Origin of the sequence: Pseudomonas monteilii NBRC 103158 = DSM 14164, assembly GCF_000730605.1 — a bacterium.
In the GTDB taxonomy this organism is placed as follows: Bacteria; Pseudomonadota; Gammaproteobacteria; order Pseudomonadales; family Pseudomonadaceae; genus Aquipseudomonas; species Aquipseudomonas monteilii.
In genome coordinates, this window is the sequence record NZ_BBIS01000052.1 from 27,086 (window position 1) to 45,086 (window position 18,001).

Annotated in this window: 13 protein-coding genes and 2 pseudogenes; 11 read left to right on the plus strand and 4 right to left on the minus strand. The window is 62.0% G+C overall.

The features are described 5' to 3' along the window. Positions 1-17: 17 nt before the first annotated feature. The 3 genes and pseudogenes from PM2_RS24360 to PM2_RS30840 form a co-directional block, all read right to left on the minus strand. A pseudogene (locus tag PM2_RS24360) lies at positions 18-821 on the minus strand (tyrosine-type recombinase/integrase); the annotation flags it as partial. Positions 822-975: 154 nt separating this feature from the next. Continuing rightward, positions 976-1,227, minus strand: a complete 252-nt coding sequence (locus tag PM2_RS32180) for a RepB family protein (protein WP_500797382.1) — start codon at positions 1,225-1,227, stop codon at positions 976-978. Between the two features lie 24 nt (positions 1,228-1,251). Next, positions 1,252-1,386, minus strand: a pseudogene (locus PM2_RS30840) (IS5/IS1182 family transposase); the annotation flags it as partial. Between the two features lie 814 nt (positions 1,387-2,200). Here PM2_RS30840 and PM2_RS24370 point away from each other — a divergent pair. From PM2_RS24370 to PM2_RS24420, 11 genes are all read left to right on the plus strand, one after another. Further along, positions 2,201-2,434 carry a helix-turn-helix transcriptional regulator gene (locus tag PM2_RS24370; protein ID WP_028699806.1) on the plus strand — a complete coding sequence of 78 codons (234 nt, stop codon included), beginning with the start codon at positions 2,201-2,203 and terminating at the stop codon, positions 2,432-2,434. 335 nt (positions 2,435-2,769) lie between these two features. After that, on the plus strand, positions 2,770-3,780 hold the full coding sequence (locus PM2_RS24375) for a YagK/YfjJ domain-containing protein (RefSeq protein ID WP_028699807.1): 1,011 nt from the start codon (positions 2,770-2,772) through the stop codon (positions 3,778-3,780). A 67-nt stretch (positions 3,781-3,847) separates the two neighbouring features. Next, positions 3,848-4,687 carry a DUF2950 family protein gene (locus PM2_RS24380; RefSeq protein WP_079279884.1) on the plus strand — a complete coding sequence of 280 codons (840 nt, stop codon included), beginning with the start codon at positions 3,848-3,850 and terminating at the stop codon, positions 4,685-4,687. A 141-nt stretch (positions 4,688-4,828) separates the two neighbouring features. Further along, positions 4,829-6,094: a cytosine permease gene (codB, locus tag PM2_RS24385; protein ID WP_023101490.1), complete on the plus strand. Its 1,266-nt coding sequence runs from the start codon at positions 4,829-4,831 to the stop codon at positions 6,092-6,094. Further along, positions 6,091-7,308 carry a PucR family transcriptional regulator gene (locus tag PM2_RS24390; protein WP_023101489.1) on the plus strand — a complete coding sequence of 406 codons (1,218 nt, stop codon included), beginning with the start codon at positions 6,091-6,093 and terminating at the stop codon, positions 7,306-7,308. The genes codB and PM2_RS24390 overlap by 4 nt, the downstream gene beginning before the upstream one ends. 4 nt (positions 7,309-7,312) lie before the next feature. Then, on the plus strand, positions 7,313-8,554 hold the full coding sequence (codA, locus tag PM2_RS24395; RefSeq protein ID WP_023101488.1) for a cytosine deaminase: 1,242 nt from the start codon (positions 7,313-7,315) through the stop codon (positions 8,552-8,554). Between the two features lie 210 nt (positions 8,555-8,764). Further along, on the plus strand, positions 8,765-10,021 hold the full coding sequence (locus PM2_RS24400) for a beta-ketoacyl synthase N-terminal-like domain-containing protein (protein WP_009683511.1): 1,257 nt from the start codon (positions 8,765-8,767) through the stop codon (positions 10,019-10,021). A gap of 120 nt (positions 10,022-10,141) precedes the next feature. Next, the gene (locus PM2_RS24405) at positions 10,142-11,467 is read left to right on the plus strand and encodes an MFS transporter (protein WP_009683512.1); all 1,326 of its coding nucleotides are present in this window, start codon (positions 10,142-10,144) and stop codon (positions 11,465-11,467) included. Positions 11,468-11,584: 117 nt separating this feature from the next. Next, a complete protein-coding gene (locus PM2_RS24410) occupies positions 11,585-13,675 on the plus strand; it encodes a hydantoinase/oxoprolinase family protein (RefSeq protein ID WP_023101487.1) in 2,091 nt (696 codons plus the stop codon). 17 nt (positions 13,676-13,692) lie between these two features. Then, the gene (locus PM2_RS24415) at positions 13,693-15,453 is read left to right on the plus strand and encodes a hydantoinase B/oxoprolinase family protein (RefSeq protein ID WP_009683515.1); all 1,761 of its coding nucleotides are present in this window, start codon (positions 13,693-13,695) and stop codon (positions 15,451-15,453) included. A gap of 142 nt (positions 15,454-15,595) precedes the next feature. Continuing rightward, on the plus strand, positions 15,596-17,077 hold the full coding sequence (locus PM2_RS24420) for an NCS1 family transporter (protein WP_023101486.1): 1,482 nt from the start codon (positions 15,596-15,598) through the stop codon (positions 17,075-17,077). Here PM2_RS24420 and PM2_RS24425 read toward each other — a convergent pair. Beyond that, positions 17,068-17,979 carry a LysR family transcriptional regulator gene (locus PM2_RS24425; protein WP_009683517.1) on the minus strand — a complete coding sequence of 304 codons (912 nt, stop codon included), beginning with the start codon at positions 17,977-17,979 and terminating at the stop codon, positions 17,068-17,070. The two genes, PM2_RS24420 and PM2_RS24425, sit on opposite strands and share 10 nt — an antisense overlap. Positions 17,980-18,001: the final 22 nt, after the last annotated feature.

Consider the following 18,001-nt stretch of genomic DNA (forward strand, 5'->3'; position numbering starts at 1 on the left):
GCGACGTCTCTTTCCATTCAGCCTAAGTCCTTTTTCCAGCTGTCCAGCATGTCCGCCCATCTCTGCATCATCATGGCTCGATCACTCAAATACTCGGCATGGTTGTAGGTGCGGCGGACAGCGTTTTGCTCGGTATGGGCGAGCTGTCTTTCGATCCAGTCTGCTGAATAGCCCATCTCATTGAGTCTGGTGCTGCCCGTTGTCCTCGTGGCATGCGGGCTGTATTTACCTCCCCAGCCAAGGGTGTTGAGCATCTGGCGGAATGAGGCCGCAACCATTGGGCGGGTGCGTACGTCGCGGTGAGGAAATACGTGGGTGTATTTTCCTGTGATGGAATGCAGGCCTCGCAGTATTTCGACTGCCTGTCGCGGCAGTGGCACCGTGTGCTCTTTGCGCTTTTTCATCCGCTCGGCGGGAATGCGCCAAAGCGCCTTCTCCAGGTCAAATTCTGCCCACTGAGCCTCTACAGCTTCATTGGGGCGGCACAGAGTCAGCCACATGAGCTGGAAAGCGCAGAGGGTCTCATGGCGTCCGCCGTGAGATTCGACATCGCGTAACAGTTGGCCAATTTCTTCGGTGGAGAGAGGGCGTTTGTGCTGAGTCTTGTTGGCTGGCAGGGCTTTTCGAACGGGGTGTACCGGGTCGGTGCTGGCTCGCAACGTGGAAATTGCCAGTTCGAAAACTCCGGACATGCTCCGCTTGGCCTCTGCGGCAACAGATGGGCCATTATCTTGAGCGGCTGCTCTGAGCACTTCAAGAATGTGCATGGGGGTGATGGCTTTGATCGGCAGTTCACCGATTTTGGGAAATACGACGCGTTCAGACGTTAGTCGGGAAGTTGTGGTGTGCAGGCCTTGTTACGTAGCTGATTGTGCGAGTAACGCGATTTTTCGTACCCGGTTTTGTACCCTGTTTTGAGTTCGTGGGGGGTGGGGGTAGTGCTCCTGCAGCGCCGTAATGGATGAGGGGCTATTCCTAGCTTTCGGCCAGGTACATGCCTGCATCGGCCTCCATCCTAATCAAGCTTTCAATGACTTGAGCGCGTTTCAGGCCATGCTTCTCTGCTAGCGCATCCAGCTGGGCAATTACTGCTTTCGAGAGCATGACGTTGACCTGCTTCTTGTCAGTGGAGCGTTCATTGAATTGCCTTTTGCTCCAAAGCCTTCTGATCCTTTCGATGATAGCTACTCGCTCGTTTGAACCTATCTCCTCTTGGTCGAAGAACATCAGCAGCTCCTGATAGTTGCTGATGGGGGTCTGTCTTGAGATTGGCGTCAAGTAATTCTTCCACGGCACCACCTGATCCATCTCGATCAGGAACAATTCCTTACGGGTCTGCTTGCGCTTGCCGGCGTACTCGGCGTCGGCGAAGGTCATCTGCTTCATGGAAAAACTCGGCTGGCGGGATCGGCGTATTTCACCAGATGCGGGAAGTCTTTTTCAGACCTTCCTTAAAGGGTTTGCAGGGGGCTGCTATTTCAGAATCCGCATTAGCAGCAGATCTAGTTGATGGTAACCGTGAATGAATTTTCTGTGTCATGGGCGACCACGGCTCGTTGCTGGCGCGTTGAGCAAGTAGTTGGGCCGGCGTAGCGGGGTCGTGTCGCTGTGGAGGTGATTAGCTCCTGATGGTGTTCGAATGGTTTCGAGTTCAGTGACGAGGGCGGTGGAAAAACTGCGTCTGTCTTTCGGTCTGGCCGCCGCACTCACGAGGCCCTCAGCTTCAAGCGGGTGCAGTGGAGGTGGTGTTGTGAAGTGATGCTGTAGCCGATCAAGAAACACCGCTGTGGTGAGCGGCAGGTTCATTCTGTCGGTGCAATCGCTGAGTGATGACGGTTCGATCGATGCCTTCGGCCAGCCCTCGACTTGTTGTCTGGAATATCGACCTACCACCGCTGGTAATCCGTGGTGCCAGCACGCAGAACAACGCATAGGGGAGAGCCTCGTAAAGGCCGCGAGGCGGGGCTGTATGTGCCACGTTTCCCTATCGACTGAGCCTAGGTCACTCTTCAAGGATTACGGCGAGGAGCATCCGCACGGAGGGCTGACATGCTGTTCACCTCAGGAGTTCAAGCGTCTGGCTGGCGGGTGACCTGGCGGGGAGAGGGTGTTCGGTTTGGTCGGGGTAGGTCAGTGTTGTGGCCGGTTAGTTTTTTTAAACGGTGCTTGCAGATCCTCTGAGCCACAGAGGAGCCTGCTCATGCGAATCATCCGACTGAAAGAAGTCATCGACTCGACCGGTCTTGCTCGGTCGACCATCTACAAGTACATCGGGGAAGGCACCTTCCCGAAACCGGTCTCGCTGGGCGATCGCTGCGTCGGCTGGGTCGACAGTGAAGTGCACGACTGGATCCTGGCAAGGATTGAGGAGCGCGACCTTGCAGAGGGTGGCGCTGCGCTACGTTCAGTCGGCCACCTGAGTGTGGCCAGCTAGCCATGACCATAAGCGCCATGACTGGCTTCGGCTGGTCATGGCGCTTATGCCGTCTGGGAAAAATCGTTCTCAGCTAACTCTCCCAAGATGCGCCTCGGCGAATCTGACGGCTGGCTCGGCAATGCTGCTCCCCATTGTCGGGCCAGCCTAGGAAGGCTACATGAGACTGGATCGGGATCTAGTTATATAGCTACAGACTATCAATATCTATCTATTTAATAGGTATAGGCATGGATAGCAACACCAGTCCTATATCCCAGTAAGTGAGTAGGTCATAGGTTAAAAAAACACACATTGCGTACCTGGTATGAGAAACCATCAACAGGTACATACCCATGACCAAGCGAAGCACAAACACCTATCTATCCCAGTCCGATACCGCCATCCGGATTGAACGTCTCATCAATGCCATCCAGCGTACCGATAGCCAAGCCTACCGAATCACCTACTCGAAGCAGGGATATGAACTGGTCAGTGATACCAGGCTGTCCAGGTACTTCAATGGTGTCGAACAGATGATCATGCTGTTCGAAGGCGATGTGGAGTATCAGTACAGCTGGCAGTTGAGCCTCTTTCAGCAAGCCTGCCAGATCATCGGGGTTGAACTCAGCCCATGTGGCATTACCTGCCTGAGCGAGGATGAAACTCGCTACCTGAGCACCAGCGAGACACTGAACGAGCTAACCCAATGCATCCGTAGCCTCTTTACCCAGAAGGAGTTCAAGCAGCGTGAGCATCATGATCAGCGCTACCAGGCCATTCAGCAGGAGACTGAGATCACTCGCTACGTGGATGCTGTGCTTGATCGTTACGCCCGTACCTGCGTGGTCAGGGTCGATCTGTATTACCGGAAAGAGGCTCAGGCCAGGTTGCGTGTGGAGCGTGTGTTCGATGATCTGAGGCGGTTGATTAAGGGGCGTGAACGCAACCCGATTTTCGATCATGAGACCGGCTACATCTGCAGTGTTGAGCAGGGTGAGGATCGTGGCTACCACATCCATGCGGCCTTTTTCTTCAACGGCTCAGAGGTGGGTGCGGACATCTACAGAGCGCAGCAGATTGGCGAGCTGTGGGAGCACATCACTCTTGGTCAGGGCTGCTACCACAACTGCAACCTCGAAAAAGATAAATACCAAGACAGGCTGGGGCTTGGCCTGATCCACAGGCGGGACCTGAATGGGCGGGCTAACGTGCTTTGCGCCATGCGTTACCTGGTCAAGAATGATCAACATCTGCGGCTCAAACCGGTAGGAGCTCGTTGCTTGCGCAAGGGGCAGGCAAGGAAGGTTTCCGGGATTCCTAATCGATCCATTCCCCTGCGAGGTGCCGAACAAACATGTCGATGAGCCCAGCCTGCCGGCCGATCACCCGTTCAGCGAAACCAACCTGAACCCTGGCCTAAATGGTCGCGACATGCGCAAGGTGTCCGACACAGATGCTGGGACAGTGGCTGCACTCGCTTTGAAACGGTCATTGGAGACGATTCGCGCTGAGGCAAGTACTGTCGGCCGCATTCGGCCGCTACTGGATGCTACGGTCGGGAAGCTAGCTGAGCGTGCATCTGATGCAGAACTGGTTCGGCTGACCAAGGCTACCAACGGCTGGCGCTTCGACCGCAAGGCCGGCAGCGCCGAAATCCACGCCCGGCGCATCGGCCGTAACGAGCTGGCTGCATTGCAGTCGGTCCTAGCCTATCACGACGCGCAGATGGACTACGCCTCGAAGGACCGCAACAGCAACGGCGCGCTGGAATATGCCCAGCAGATCTTCAGCACGCCCGGCAAGCATGACGGCCTGTTCTGGGAGGACGAAGAGGGCGGCGAGATCAGCCCGCTGGGGCCGCTGTTCGGCAAGGATGTGGTGGGCGATGCCTGGTACGGCTACCACTTCCGCATCCTTGATGGCCAAGGCTCGTCGGCCCCGGGCGGCGCCTACAGCTACCTGATCGGCAACCAGATGAGCCGCGGCTTCGCCCTGGTCGCCTGGCCGGCGAAATACAACGATAGCGGTGTCATGAGCTTCATGATCAGCCACGACGACCAGGTGTTCGAGAAGGATCTGGGGCCACAGGGCGACAAGATTGCCAAGGCCATGAAACGCTTCGATCCGGATGACAGCTGGAAGAGGTGGATGTCAGCGCCAGCGAATGACGGCCGGCGCGCACCGCCGACGGCAGGCTGCGTGGAAACTATCCAGTGCTGTTCCGCGTTGGTGCGCGCCCGCATCAAAACAGGTCTTAACGCACAGGTTTAATTCATCAATTCGGCAAAATAGTGTGCAAGGTGAACAGGTAAAGTTGTGCCGATTGCCCGCAAATTTCCTGTTTTTCGCGCTTGGCAAAAGCGGCCCGCATATTGCTCCCCTAGTCGCAACGACAACCCGGAGCACCGTGCCATGAGCTCACCTACCGAATTCCCGCTTTGCGAAGCCCCGCCATCCTCGCGCAAAGGGCTGCTGCCCATTGCCATGGTGTTGTTCAGCTTTACCTTCTTCACCGGCACCATGTTCGCCGGTGGCAAGCTGGGCATGGCCTTCAACTTCGTCGACATGCTGTGGGTCGCCGCCATCGGCAACACGCTGCTGGCGTTGTACGCGGCGGCCTTGGCCTTCATCGCCTCGCGCAGCGGCTTGAACAGCGTGCTGATGGGGCGCTTCTGTTTCGGCGAGGCGGGCAGCCGGCTTTCCGACTTCATCCTGGGCTTCGCCGAACTTGGCTGGTACGCCTGGGGCACCGCGACCGTGGCGATCGTGCTGGTCAAGTTGCTGGGCCTGGCGGGTGGTTTCACCGTGCCGCTGATGGTGCTGTTCGGCCTGGGTTTCAGCATTACCGCGATCATCGGCTTCAAGGGCCTGGACCTGCTGTCGCGGGTGTCGGTGCCGCTGATGTTCGCGCTGCTGCTGGTTTCGATGTATATCGCCACCGCCGATGCCGGGGGCTTTGCCGGCCTGGCGGCGGTGGTGCCGCATGAAACCATGACCTTCTCGGCAGCGGTGACCATGGTCTTCGGCACCTTCGCCAGCGGTGCCACCCAGGCCACCAACTGGACCCGGTTGTCGAGCAGCGGGCGGGTGGCGGTGGTGGCCAGCATCGTCGCCTTCCTGCTCGGCAACGGCCTGATGGTGGTGGCCGGGGCCTGGTGCGCGATGGTCTACCAGCAGGCCGACATCGTCGAAGTGATGATGCTGCAAGGCCTGTCGTTCGCGGCGGTGGTGATGCTCTGCCTGAACCTCTGGACCATCCAGGGACCGACCATCTACAACGTCTCGGCAGCGGCCTGCCACTTGCTGCGCAGCGAGCGTCGACGCATCGCCACGCTGGTCGCGGCAGCGGTGGGCATCGTGCTGGCGATTGGCGGGATGTATGAAATGCTGATCCCGTTCCTGGTGCTGCTGGGCTCGATCATTCCGCCAGTGGGTGGGGTGATCATGGCCGACTTCTGGTACCGCCACCGCGGCAAGTACCCGGCGCTGGCCTCGGTGCAGCTGCCGCGCTACAACTTCTTGGGCCTCGGGTCCTATGCGCTGGGTGCGGTGCTGGCCTACGCCTCGCCGTGGGTCGCGCCGCTGGTGGGCATTGGCGCCTCGGCCCTGTGCTACATCGTCATGCTTGAACTGAGCGGCCGGCGCCGGGCGCTGGGCCAGGCGGGTGTCGAACCGTGAGCCTGGCGCTGGACGAAATCCTGCACCTGCCCGGCCTGCAGGACATGACCGTCCGGGCCGGCGCGCGCAACCTGCAGCGGCGGGTGCGCTGGCCGTATGTGGCCGAGAACGAAGGCATTGCCGAGTGGGTGATGGGCGGCGAGCTGGTGTTCGTCACCGGCATCAACCACCCACGCGGCGAGGCCAACCTGCTGAGCCTGGTGGAAGATGGCGACGCCGTGGGCATTGCCGGCATGGTGATCCTCACCGGCGGCACGTTCATCCACGGCATTCCGCCTGTAGTGATCGAGCGCGCCGAGCAACTGGGGCTGCCGCTGATCGAGCAGCCGTATGCGCTGAAAATGGTGGTCGTCACTCACCTGATCGGTACGGCCCTGGTGCAGATGACCCAGGTGCGGCGCTCGCGCAATGACATCCTCGGCCAGTTGCTGACCGGCGACTACCCGAGCCTGGCCATCGCTCGGCAGCGGGCCGCGCACCTTGAGCTGGCGCTGGACGAGCCACGGCGCCTGGTGACACTGCGGCTGTCTGGCGTCGATGGATTGTTCGAGCGCCATGGGCTGGCCCAGGGCGAGCGCGTGTGGCAGGGCATTCGCCAGGCGCTGGAAGATCAGCTTGAGGCCTGGTGTCGTGGCAGGCCGGGGACTGTGACCGCGCAATTGCCGGGTGACCTGTTCGTGTTGTTACTGGCCGATGCCCACGGCCTGCACGCCACCCTGGCCGCGCTGCACCGGCAGTTGGCGGGCGTGGTCGGTGAACTGGGCCTGTTCATGGGCCTGTCGCGCCTGGCCGAGGATTGCGCCCACTACCGCCAGGCGCTCAATGAAGCGCGCCAGGCCTTGGAAGTGGCGCAGAACCTGCGCCCGGCCACCGGTTTCTGCGACTTCAGCGAGTTGGGCGTGCTGCGCCTGCTGCAAGGCATCGTCGATCGCTCGCTGATCGACGACTTCGTCGCCGAAACCCTTGGCCCACTGATCGCGCCCGGCCGCAAGCACCCCCATGTGCTGGTGCATACCCTCGACGCCCTGCTCAAGGAAAACGGCAATGGCCTGAAGGCCGCCCAGCGTCTGGGCCTGCACCGCAACACCATCAACCAACGTATTCAACGTATCGAACAACTGAGTGGGCAGTCACTCGACGACCCGCTATTTCGTATGAACGCTTCGGTCGCCATGCTGGTATGGCGCATGAGCGAAGCCCAATGCAAGGAGTAACAGCATGAACATCATCAACGCCCGTCTGCGTGGCAAGTCGGGCCTGTTTCGTATCGAACTGAACGGCGACCGTATCGCCGCCATCGAGCCCCAGGCCGATGTGGCGGTGCTGGCCAACCCCGACGACCTGGACGCCCAACAGAACCTGGTGGTGGCGCCCTTCGTCGAGCCGCACATTCACCTGGACGCCACCCTCACCGCCGGCGAGCCGAAGTGGAACATGAGCGGCACCTTGTTCGAAGGCATCGAACGCTGGGCCGAGCGCAAGGAAATCACCACCCACGACGACATCAAGCAGCGCTCGAAGAAGACCATCGACATGCTGGTGGACCATGGCATTCAGCACGTGCGAACCCATGTGGATGTGACCGACCCCAAGCTCACCGCGCTCAAGGCCATGGTCGAGGTGCGCGAGGAAGTACGCCACCTGGTTGACCTGCAAATCGTCGCCTTCCCCCAGGAGGGCATCGAGTCGTTCGCCAATGGCCGGGCCCTGATGACCGAAGCGGTGGCCATGGGCGCCGATGTGGTCGGTGGCATTCCGCATTTCGAGAACACTCGCGATCAGGGTGTGTCGTCGGTGAAGTTCCTGATGGAGCTGGCTGAGCGCACCGGTTGCCTGGTGGACGTGCACTGTGACGAAACCGACGACCCACAGTCGCGCTTCCTCGAGGTGCTGGCCGAAGAGGCCCGGGTACGTGGCATGGGCGCTCGGGTCACGGCGAGCCACACCACGGCCATGGGCTCTTATGACAACGCTTACTGCTACAAGCTGTTCCGCCTGCTGAAAATGTCGGGCATCAACTTCATCTCGTGCCCGACCGAGAGCATTCACCTGCAAGGGCGCTTCGACACTTACCCCAAGCGCCGCGGGCTGACCCGCGTGGCCGAGATCGACCGCGCCGGGATGAACGTGTGCTTCGGCCAGGACTCCATCGTCGACCCGTGGTACCCGCTGGGCAACGGCAACATCCTGCGCATTCTCGAAGCCGGGCTGCACATCTGCCACATGCTCGGCTACGAAGACCTGCAACGCAGCCTGGATCTGATCACCGACAACAGTGCCCGCACCCTCAACCTTGGGGAGCGTTATGGCATCGAGGTCGGGCGGCCGGCCAACTTGCTGCTGCTGTCGGCGCCGGATGATTACGAGATGGTCCGCAGCCAGGGCCACGCACTGGTTTCGGTGCGCAACGGCAAGGTGTTGATGCGCCGCACGTCGGCGCAGGTCGAACGCTTTGCCTGACGCCACCCTCCAGCAACGGCATTCATCATGCCCCGCCGGCTTTGGCCGGGCGGGGTGCTTTGCCATGGGCGCAGGATAATTACTGATGCCAAATTCGGTATCAATGGCTAACGAAATACGAATTATCAGAATCAAAGCCGCCCCTTAGACTCGAGTCCATGGCAACCCAGCCAGGTTGCCCGGACAGTTCTGAACCTGTGGAGTCAGTGCATGTTATCGAAGCAGACAATCGGGCTACGCCGCGTGGTCGTGACCGGCATGGGCATCGTCTCATGTCTGGGCAACAGCCCTGCGCAGGTCCTCCAGGCATTGCGCCAGGGGCGCTCGGGAATCGCCTTCAACCTGGCCTATGCGCAAGCGGGGCTGCGCAGCCATGTCAGCGGCCGGCTGGAGGTCGACTTTCAGCGCATCGACCGGCGCCACCGGCGCTTCATGGGCGATGCCGCAGCCTATGGCTACCTGGCCATGGCCGATGCCATCGCCGATGCACGGCTGACGCCCGAGCAGGTGGCCGACACCCGCACCGGCTGCGTGATGGGCTCGGGTGGCGGCTCCAGCGAAGACATCGTCGAGGCCAACCAGCTGCTGCACAGCCAGGGCGTACGCAAGGTGGGGCCGTACCGTGTACCCCGTACCATGACCAGTACGGTCTCAGCGTGCCTGGCCAGTTTCTTCGGCATCAAGGGCCTCAACTATTCCATCGCCTCGGCCTGCGCCACCAGCGCCCATTGCATCGGCCACGCCTTCGAGCAGATCCAGTTCGGCAAACAGGATGTGGTGTTTGCTGGCGGTGCCGAAGCCGAGCACTTCAGCCAGAGCTGCATGTTCGACGCCATGGGCGCGTTTTCCACCGGCTACAACGACCGGCCGGCCACTGCCAGCCGCCCTTATGACGTGGCCCGTGATGGCTTCGTTATCAGCGGCGGGGCAGGGGTGCTGGTGCTGGAGGCGCTGGAGCATGCCCAGGCGCGCGGGGCGACCATCCTCGCCGAAGTGATCGGCTATGGCACTGCCTCCGATGGCCAGGACATGGTTTCCCCCAGCGGCGACGGCGCACTGCGCGCCATGCAGATGGCCCTGGCCAGTTGCGCCGAACCGGTGGATTACCTCAATACCCATGGCACCAGCACCCAGGCCGGCGACCTGGTGGAACTGCAGGCGGCACTGGCTGCCTTCGACGGTGAACTGCCGCCGTTCAGCTCGACCAAGTCGCTGAGCGGGCACGCGCTGGGGGCGGCCGGGGTGCACGAGGCGATCTATGCGTTGCTGATGATGCGCCACGGTTTCATGGCGGCTTCGCACAACATCGAACAGCTCGACCCGCAGGTCGAGGGGCTGCCCTTGGTACGCAGCGTGCGCGAAGGGCAGCAGGTGAATTGCGTGATGTCCAACAGCTTCGGTTTCGGCGGGGCCAATGCCTCGCTGGTGTTCAGCCGTCGGGGGCTGGAGGCGCAGGGCGCACATTGACGGTGACGGCCCACCAGAGGCCCGCCCGGACTGAGCTTGAGGGCTGCGCCTGCAGCCCACTCGCTGCGTGAAGGTTTCGAACTGCCAATCGCTTGTTCTCCAACAGACAGTGAGGTGGATATGTCGGGTACGTCGCAGCAGCCGGTCGCGCCGGAGCAATTGAAACGCGTGGTCTGGGCCGCGTCCATCGGCAACTTCGTCGAGTGGTTCGACTTTGCCCTGTATGGTTTTCTGGCGACCACCATCGCCCAGTTGTTCTTCCCCTCGGGTGACAGCACCACGGCGCTGCTCAAGACCTTTGCCGTGTTCGCCGTTGCCTTTGCTTTCCGCCCGCTCGGCGGGCTGGTGTTCGGCATGCTGGGGGACCATTTCGGGCGGCGCCGGGTGTTGTCGATCACGATCCTGCTGATGGCCGCAGCCACCACCCTGATCGGGCTGCTGCCGACCTATGCCAGCATCGGCCTGGCCGCCCCGTTGCTGTTGACGCTGATCCGCTGTGTGCAGGGTTTTTCCGCCGGTGGCGAATACGCCGGCGCCTGCATTTACCTCATCGAGCACGCCCCGGCCGGGCAGCGCGCCCGCTATGGCAGTGCCGCGCTGGTGTCGACCTTCGCCTCGTTCGCGGCCGCCGCCATCGTCACCTATGCCCTGAACCGCTGGCTGACAGCCGAGCAGATGGCAACCTTCGGTTGGCGCCTGCCCTTTCTGATCGCCGCGCCCCTCGGGCTGGTGGGCCTGTACCTGCGCTGGCGCCTGGACGAGACGCCGGCGTTCAAGGCGCTGGCTAGCGCCGAGCGTGCCGTGCATGCACCGCTGGGCCAGACATTGCGCGAGCAGGGCGGGGCGATGTGCTGCCTGGCGGCGTTCATCTCGCTGACCGCGCTGTCGTTCTACATGTGCACCACCTACTTCGTGACCTACCTGCAACTGCAAGGCGGCCAGCCGCAGCCCACAGCGCTGTTGATCTCTTTGCTGACCTTGCTGTTCGCCGCAGCCTGCTGCCCCTTTGCCGGACGCTTTTCCGACCGCGTTGGCCGGCGCCCGACCATGGTCACGGCTGCCGCCTGGCTGGTGCTGACCATTTACCCGGCGTTTCTGCTGGCGCGCTCCGGGTTGTTCTACCCAGCATTGGCGGGGGCATTCCTGTTGGCCATCGGCGCGGTGCTGTGCGGTGTGGTCACGGCCGTGCTGTTGTCGGAAGTGTTCCCCACCCGCAGTCGCTACACCGCCTCGGCCATCACCTACAACATGGCCTACACGCTGTTCGGCGGTACCGCGCCGCTGATCGCCACCTGGCTGATCGAGCGCAGCGGTGACCCGCTGTCGCCGGCCTATTACCTGGCCGGTATCGCCCTGTTCGCCCTGGCGGGCGGGCTGTCGTTGCCGGAGACGGCGGGGCGCCCCTTGAGCCACGCCGCCGATCAACCCGCCAACCCCTTGGCATAAAAAAAACAGGCCCCGCTTGGGGCCCCCGCACCTCAACAACAACCATAAGACCCACGTGCGAATCGGCTCGGCGGCGCAGTTGCCGAGTGCATTCGCGATCACCAGGAGTGACGCAGAATGGCCCGTATAGGCGTAGATGTCGGCGGTACCAACACAGACCTGATCCTGGAAACCACGGAGCGCGACTCCATCGGCCGGCGGATCTTTTCCCACAAGGTCCCCACCACCCTCGAAGACCAGTCCATCGCTGTGATGCGCGGGATTCTCGAGCTGTGTGCCAAGGCCGGAATCGGCGCCGAAGAAGTGGACCTGATCGTCCATGGCACTACGGTGGCGACCAACATTTCCATCGAACACAATGGCGCCGAGGTGGGCATGCTCACCACCAGGGGCTTCCGCGACATTCTGCACATTGGCCGGCACAAACGGCCCTACAACTTCTCGCTGCAGTTCGATGTGCCATGGCAGAGCACACCGCTGGTGCGTCGGCGTAACCGCATCGCCATCAACGAGCGCATCCTACCGCCCCATGGCCAGGTCGAGACGCCGCTGGACGAGCAGGAAGTCCGCGAGGCCGCGCAGTTGCTCAAGGCCCGTGGCGTGCAGGCCGTAATCATCGGCTTCATGTACGCCTTCCTCGACCGCTCCCATGAGCTGCGCGCCAAGGCCATCGTGCAGAAGGTGATGCCCGAGGCGTTCGTCTGCTGCTCCACCGATGTGGTGGACGTGATGCGCGAGTACGAGCGCTTTTCCACCACGGCCATGAACGCCTACGTCGGACCGCGCACCGCCCACTACCTGACCCACCTGGCCAGCCAGCTGCGTGAAAACGGCATCCAGGCCGACCTGCGCATCATGCAGTCCAACGGCGGTGTGGCCACCGTTGAAAGCTGCTGCGAGCGGCCGGTGAACATCCTCATGTCCGGCCCCGCCGGTGGCGTGATGGGCGGGCATTACTTCGCTGGGCTCGACGGTGAGCGCAACATCATCACCGTCGACATTGGTGGTACCTCGGCGGACATCTCGACCTTGGTCGATGGCCAGATCAAGGTGATGAACCCGCGCGACTCCTACGTGTCCGGGCACCCGGTGCTGGTGCCGATGATCGACCTGATCACCATCGGTGCCGGTGGCGGATCGGTGGCCTTCATCGACCCGGCCGGTGGCTTCCAGGTCGGCCCACGCTCGGCCGGTTCCAACCCCGGCCCGGCCTGTTACGGCCGCGGTGGCGAGGAGCCCACCGTGACCGACGCCAACATCGTGTTGGGCCGTCTGGACCCGGACCAGATGCTGGGCGGCGACCTGAAGATCGACCCGGCGCTGTCGTTCCAGGCCATCGAGGCGAAGATCGCCAAGCCGTTGGGCCTTAGCGTGCACCGGGCGGCCCTGGGCATCCTGCGGGTGGTCAACAACAACATGGCCCTGGCCATTCGTTCCAACTCGGTGGCCCGTGGTATCGACCCCCGCGATTTCGTGCTGATGCCGTTCGGCGGGGCAGGGCCGGTGCATGGTCCGGCGCTGGCCGATGAGGTCAATGCCAAGTCGGTGCTCATCCCGCCAGCGCCGGGCATCACCGCCGCCGCAGGCCTGCTGACCACCGACCTGCAGTACGAGGCCCTGCGCTCGTTGCTGTGCACCCTGAATACCATCGACGACACGCAATTGAATCGGCTCGAAAGCGCCTTGCAGGAACTGGAAGCCAATGTTCGGCAACAACTGCGCAACGATGGCGTGGACGATGCCTGCATGCAGCTGACCCGCATCGCCGAATGCCGCTACGACGGTCAGGGCTTCGAGTTGCGTGCCCTGATCCCTGGCGGCAGGGTGGACCACCAGGCCATTGCCCAGGTCATGGCGCATTTCCACCAAGTGCATGAGCAGGACTACGGCTATTGCTACGCCGATGCCCCGGTGGAAGTCGTCAGCCTGCGTGTCATCGGCCATTCCCAGTCCGAGAAGCTGGCCTGGCAGCCGCTGCCGGCGGCGGTCGACAGCGACACCGGCCAGGCCTTCCTTTACGAGCGCGACACCTGGTTCGACGATGGCCAGTGCCTGCCCACGCCACGCTATGACCGCAGCAAGCTGCACGCCGGCCAGTACATCGAAGGCCCGGCCATGCTCATGCAGCACGACTCCACCTCGCTGGTGCCGCCGGGTTGGGTGGCCAGGGTGAGCGCCCACGGCAACCTGATCATCTCCCGCCAGTAACGCCAGAGGACACAGCCATGAATACGCAACCGGTCGATCCGATCACCCTGCAAGTCATCAGCGGCGCCTTGAAGACCATCGCCGAAGAGATGGGCCACGTGCTGTACCGCATGTCGTTCTCATCGATCATCCGCGAGTCCCAGGACATGGGCGCCGGGCTGTTCGACACCCGCTACCAGACCATCTGCGAGTCCGAATCCACGCCGATGCACATCGGCTCGATCCCGGCCTACCTGCGCGGCATCGAGGCCACCCTGCAAGGTGGCGCCTGGCACGAGGGCGATGTGGTGGTGCACAACCATCCCTATCACGGCTCCAGCCACAGCCCGGACCTGGCGGTGATCGTGCCGATTTTCCATGAAGGCGAGCTGGTGGGCTTTTCCGGCAACACCGCGCACCACATCGACATCGGCGCAGCTACGCCGGGGTTGATCATCGACGTAGGCGACGTGTACGCCGAAGGCATGCTGATGGCCGGGCTCAAGCTCTATGAGCGCGGTGTGCGCAACGAAGCGCTGGTGCAGATGTTCCGTTACAACAGCCGTGCATCCGACCAGCTGATTCGCGACATCGAAGCCCAGGTGGCCTCGGCGCAGCTGGGCGCCCGGCGCTTCAAGGAACTACTGACCCGCTACGGCAAGGACTTCAGCTTTACCGCGATCAACCAGTTGATCGACTACGCCGAAACCATCATGCGCCAGCAGATCGCGCAGATTCCCGATGGCGACTACCGCGCCGAAGGCTTCCTCGACGACGACGGCCGCAACCGCGAGCGGCGCCTGCCGGTGGTGGTCACGGTAAAAGTGAGCGGTGATGCCCTGGAGGTGGACCTGACCGGTTCGGCGTTGCAAACCGAAACCGCCTATAACGTGCCGTTCGAAGGTTCGTGCAAGGTGGCCGCCTACGCCGCCTTCCGCAAGCTGCTGCTCGACGCTGCCACGCTGCCCAGCCCGGTGCCGTCCAACGAGGGGTCGTTCCGCCCGATCAGCGTCGTGGCGCCGCTGGGCACGATTTTCAACCCAGTGTTCCCAGCCGCTGCCGAGGCGCGCTTCACCCAGTGCAACCGGATGATCGATCTCATCATCAAGGCCCTGGCCCCGGTGCTGCCGGAGCGGGTGATCGCCGGCAGCTCGGCGTCGATCTCCTTCGCTGCCTATTCCGGGGTGAAGGCCGATGGCGACTATTGGGTATTCCTCGAAGTCAACGAAGGGGCATACGGCGGGCGGCCGAAATCCGACGGGCCCGATGCCATCGACAACCTGATGGCCAACACCCGCAACAACCCCATCGAAGACCTGGGGATGCACCTGCCGATGATCTGCGACCGCTACGAGCTGCGTGACGATGTGCAGCCAGGCGCTGGCAAGTACCGCGGTGGCATCGGTGTGGTAAAGGCCCAGCGGGTGCTCACGGCGGGCTTCATCACCCACGAAAGCGAACGGCATTTCGATGTGCCCTGGGGGGTGTTCGGTGGCTGCGACGGGGTGGTAGGCAAGACCGAGATCTACAATGTCGCCAGCCCCGGGCAGGTGGTGTCGATGCCGTCGAAGTTCTCCGGGTACGCGTCCAAGGCGGGGGATGTGATGGCCTACTACTCGCCCTGTGGCGGTGGCTATGGCAACCCGCTAGAACGCAGTGCCGAGCAGGTGCGCGAAGACGTGCTGGATGACTTCTGCAGCCTCGAACAGGCCTTTGAGGTGTACGGAGTGGTGCTCGACGAGCAGGTGCGCCTGGACATCGAGGCCACCCGCGCCCGGCGCCAGCAACTGCAGGGCTGACCACAGGTCTGCCCGCCGCAGCCTTTGCTGGGTTGCTATTCGCCAGCAAAGGCCGTTGCCCACGTTCGTTCCTTTCCCCAAGAGCCTGCGGCCATCGCCATGGCAGGTAGGTTGCGCCTTCCATTCATGCACAGGTGCTTCGATGAACAGCCCCGAATTGACTTCTGTCTCACCGACTCCGGCCGTCTCCCGTCACAACCTGTTGGAACCGTCGATTCTTCCGGTACAACGACGACATCGCTCGATCGGTACCCTGGGTTTCACCTGGATCTGGATCGGTATCGCGTTCATGATCGCCACCTTCCAGCTGGGTGCTACGGGTGTTGCCGGCCTGCCGCTGCCACAGGTCGTAGCGATCATTCTGCTGGCCAACATCGTCCTGGCGCTACTGATGACCCTGACCGCGGACATCGGTACCGAACATGGTTTGTCTTTCGCGGTGTATTTGCGAGCGCCGTTCGGCGTGCATGGCACACACATTCCGTCATTGTTTCGCGGCCTGGTCGCGGCGATCTGGTTCGGTATCCAGACCTACCTCGGCGCCCTGGCCCTGAGCGGTATCGTCGAGTACTTGACCGGGTTCGACAACTGGGCCTTGTGGTATGTGATCTTCGCAGTGGTGCAAATCATCAATACCGCGCTGGGTATCAAGGCGGTAGAGTTTCTCTCGTCCATCGCAGCGCCGGCGATCATTGCCATCTCGGTTTGGATGTACCTGACCCTCGATGTGCTGGCAGTCACCAAAGGGGTCAATATCTGGACGTTCGTCGGCGACAAGCAGCTGACCATCATTACCCTGTTCCTGGCTAACGTGGCTTTCTGGTCGACCTTGGCCATCGACATTCCCAATATCACCCGTTACGTGCGGACACCAGTCAATGCTCGGGGGTTCCTGTCTCGTAACCGGCATATCTTTCTTGCTCAACTGGTCGCATTACCGCTGACTCAGACCTGGATCGCGGTCATTGGCGCGGCATCTTTCGTCGCCGCCGGAGACTGGAATCCAATCAATGTCATCCAGGCCCAGAGCACCGGGCTGAGCCTGGTCGTGCTGATGGTCCTGGTGGTGCTGGCACAGTGGTCGACCAATACTGCAGCCAACCTGATCCCGGCGGCGCTGACCTTCGTCAATGCTGGAGCACCACGAGTCAGATACCCGACTGCAGTGATGATCGCGGGAGTCATCGGTACACTTTCGATGCCGTGGGCCATCCTCGATAACCTGTTCGCCTTCCTGTTTTCGTATGGATCGTTCCTCTCGGCAATTGGCGGGATCATGGTGGCTGACTATTACCTGATTCGGCGACGCCGGTTGAACGTGCCGCAGTTGTATGAGCTGCAAGGGCAATTCCACTATTGGCGCGGTTTCAACCCTGCCGGCTTGTTAGCGTGGGCTGCGGCCAGCGTGTTGGCGTACTGTTCCGGTGACTGGGCATTTGTAGTCGGTTTCGTCAGCGGTTTGGTGATCCATGCCATGCTGATGAAGTTCTGGATCGTTCGGCGCTATCCCCAGCAAGAGCTCACCGGCAATGGCGCGCAGTGGCTGGCCAGCAGTGTCGGCCACGACTGGCGCTACGATGCCAGTACCGATCGCTTCGGCCTTACGCCATCAGATCAGGCGTGAAGCTCCGCAGCTCGGTGCCCTAGTAGGGCTTTGAAACGCGCGGCGGTAGGGCTCTGGTATTCCTCGTTCCACGCGGCGATGGTCTGCACCTGGGCATGCTCGTCCTGCAGCGGCACGATGACCACGCCTTCGCGCTGGATCCGGTAGGCGCATTCCGAATACAGCGACACCCCCATGTTGGCCGCCACCAGCCCGAGGATACCGATGCTGGTGGTGGCCTCCTGGTGAATGTTCGGGCTGAAACCGGCGCGCTGGCACAGCTGAAACGCCTGGTCGCGGAACAGGCTCCAGCCACTGGGCGCACCGAAGATGAAGCGCTCGTCGCGCAACTGTTCGATGCGCAAAGTGGCCTGTCCGGCCAGCGGGTGCCGTGACGGCAGAATTGCCACCATGCGTTCCTGGTTCACCGGCAATGAGGCGATGTCCGGCTCGGTCATTGGCCCCAGCAGGAACCCCACGTCGATCAGGCAATCGCGGATCGCCTTGTACTGCTCGTGAGAGGGCATGTACAGCAACTCCACGGTCACATCCGGGTGCAGGTCCTTGAAGCGCTCGAGAATGCCCGGCAGCGCGCCGTTGATGGCGAAGTCGTTGTAGGCCACGGTCAGGTGGCCGATGTCCCCCGCCGCGGCGCTACGCGCCAGGTCGATACCGCGTTCGATATGGCGGAACACCTGCTGGCATTCCTGCAAGAACAGCCGACCGGCCTCGGTCAGCGCCACATGGCGCGTGGTGCGCATGAACAACTCCGCCCCCAGCTCGCTTTCCAGCGCCTTGATCAGGCGGCTCAAAGCCGGCTGGGTGATGAACAGGGCATCGGCGGCGCGCTTGAAATGCAGCAGTTGCGCGACGCGGACGAAGGCTTTTATCTGCTTGAGATCAAAGCGGATATTAATGCTCATTTTGGTATCAATGCTCGACAAC

Excerpts from the sequence above, each read along its gene's own strand:
- PM2_RS24420 (WP_023101486.1), top strand. The coding sequence starts at position 15,596 with ATGAACAGCCCCGAATTGACTTCTGTCTCACCGACTCCGGCCGTCTCC.
- PM2_RS32180 (WP_500797382.1), bottom strand. The coding sequence starts at position 1,227 with ATGTTCTTCGACCAAGAGGAGATAGGTTCAAACGAGCGAGTAGCTATC.
- PM2_RS24400 (WP_009683511.1), top strand. The coding sequence starts at position 8,765 with ATGTTATCGAAGCAGACAATCGGGCTACGCCGCGTGGTCGTGACCGGC.
- PM2_RS24375 (WP_028699807.1), top strand. The coding sequence starts at position 2,770 with ATGACCAAGCGAAGCACAAACACCTATCTATCCCAGTCCGATACCGCC.
- PM2_RS24405 (WP_009683512.1), top strand. The coding sequence starts at position 10,142 with ATGTCGGGTACGTCGCAGCAGCCGGTCGCGCCGGAGCAATTGAAACGC.
- PM2_RS24410 (WP_023101487.1), top strand. The coding sequence starts at position 11,585 with ATGGCCCGTATAGGCGTAGATGTCGGCGGTACCAACACAGACCTGATC.
- PM2_RS24415 (WP_009683515.1), top strand. The coding sequence starts at position 13,693 with ATGAATACGCAACCGGTCGATCCGATCACCCTGCAAGTCATCAGCGGC.
- PM2_RS24370 (WP_028699806.1), top strand. The coding sequence starts at position 2,201 with ATGCGAATCATCCGACTGAAAGAAGTCATCGACTCGACCGGTCTTGCT.
- codA (WP_023101488.1), top strand. The coding sequence starts at position 7,313 with ATGAACATCATCAACGCCCGTCTGCGTGGCAAGTCGGGCCTGTTTCGT.
- PM2_RS24425 (WP_009683517.1), bottom strand. The coding sequence starts at position 17,979 with ATGAGCATTAATATCCGCTTTGATCTCAAGCAGATAAAAGCCTTCGTC.
- codB (WP_023101490.1), top strand. The coding sequence starts at position 4,829 with ATGAGCTCACCTACCGAATTCCCGCTTTGCGAAGCCCCGCCATCCTCG.
- PM2_RS24380 (WP_079279884.1), top strand. The coding sequence starts at position 3,848 with ATGCGCAAGGTGTCCGACACAGATGCTGGGACAGTGGCTGCACTCGCT.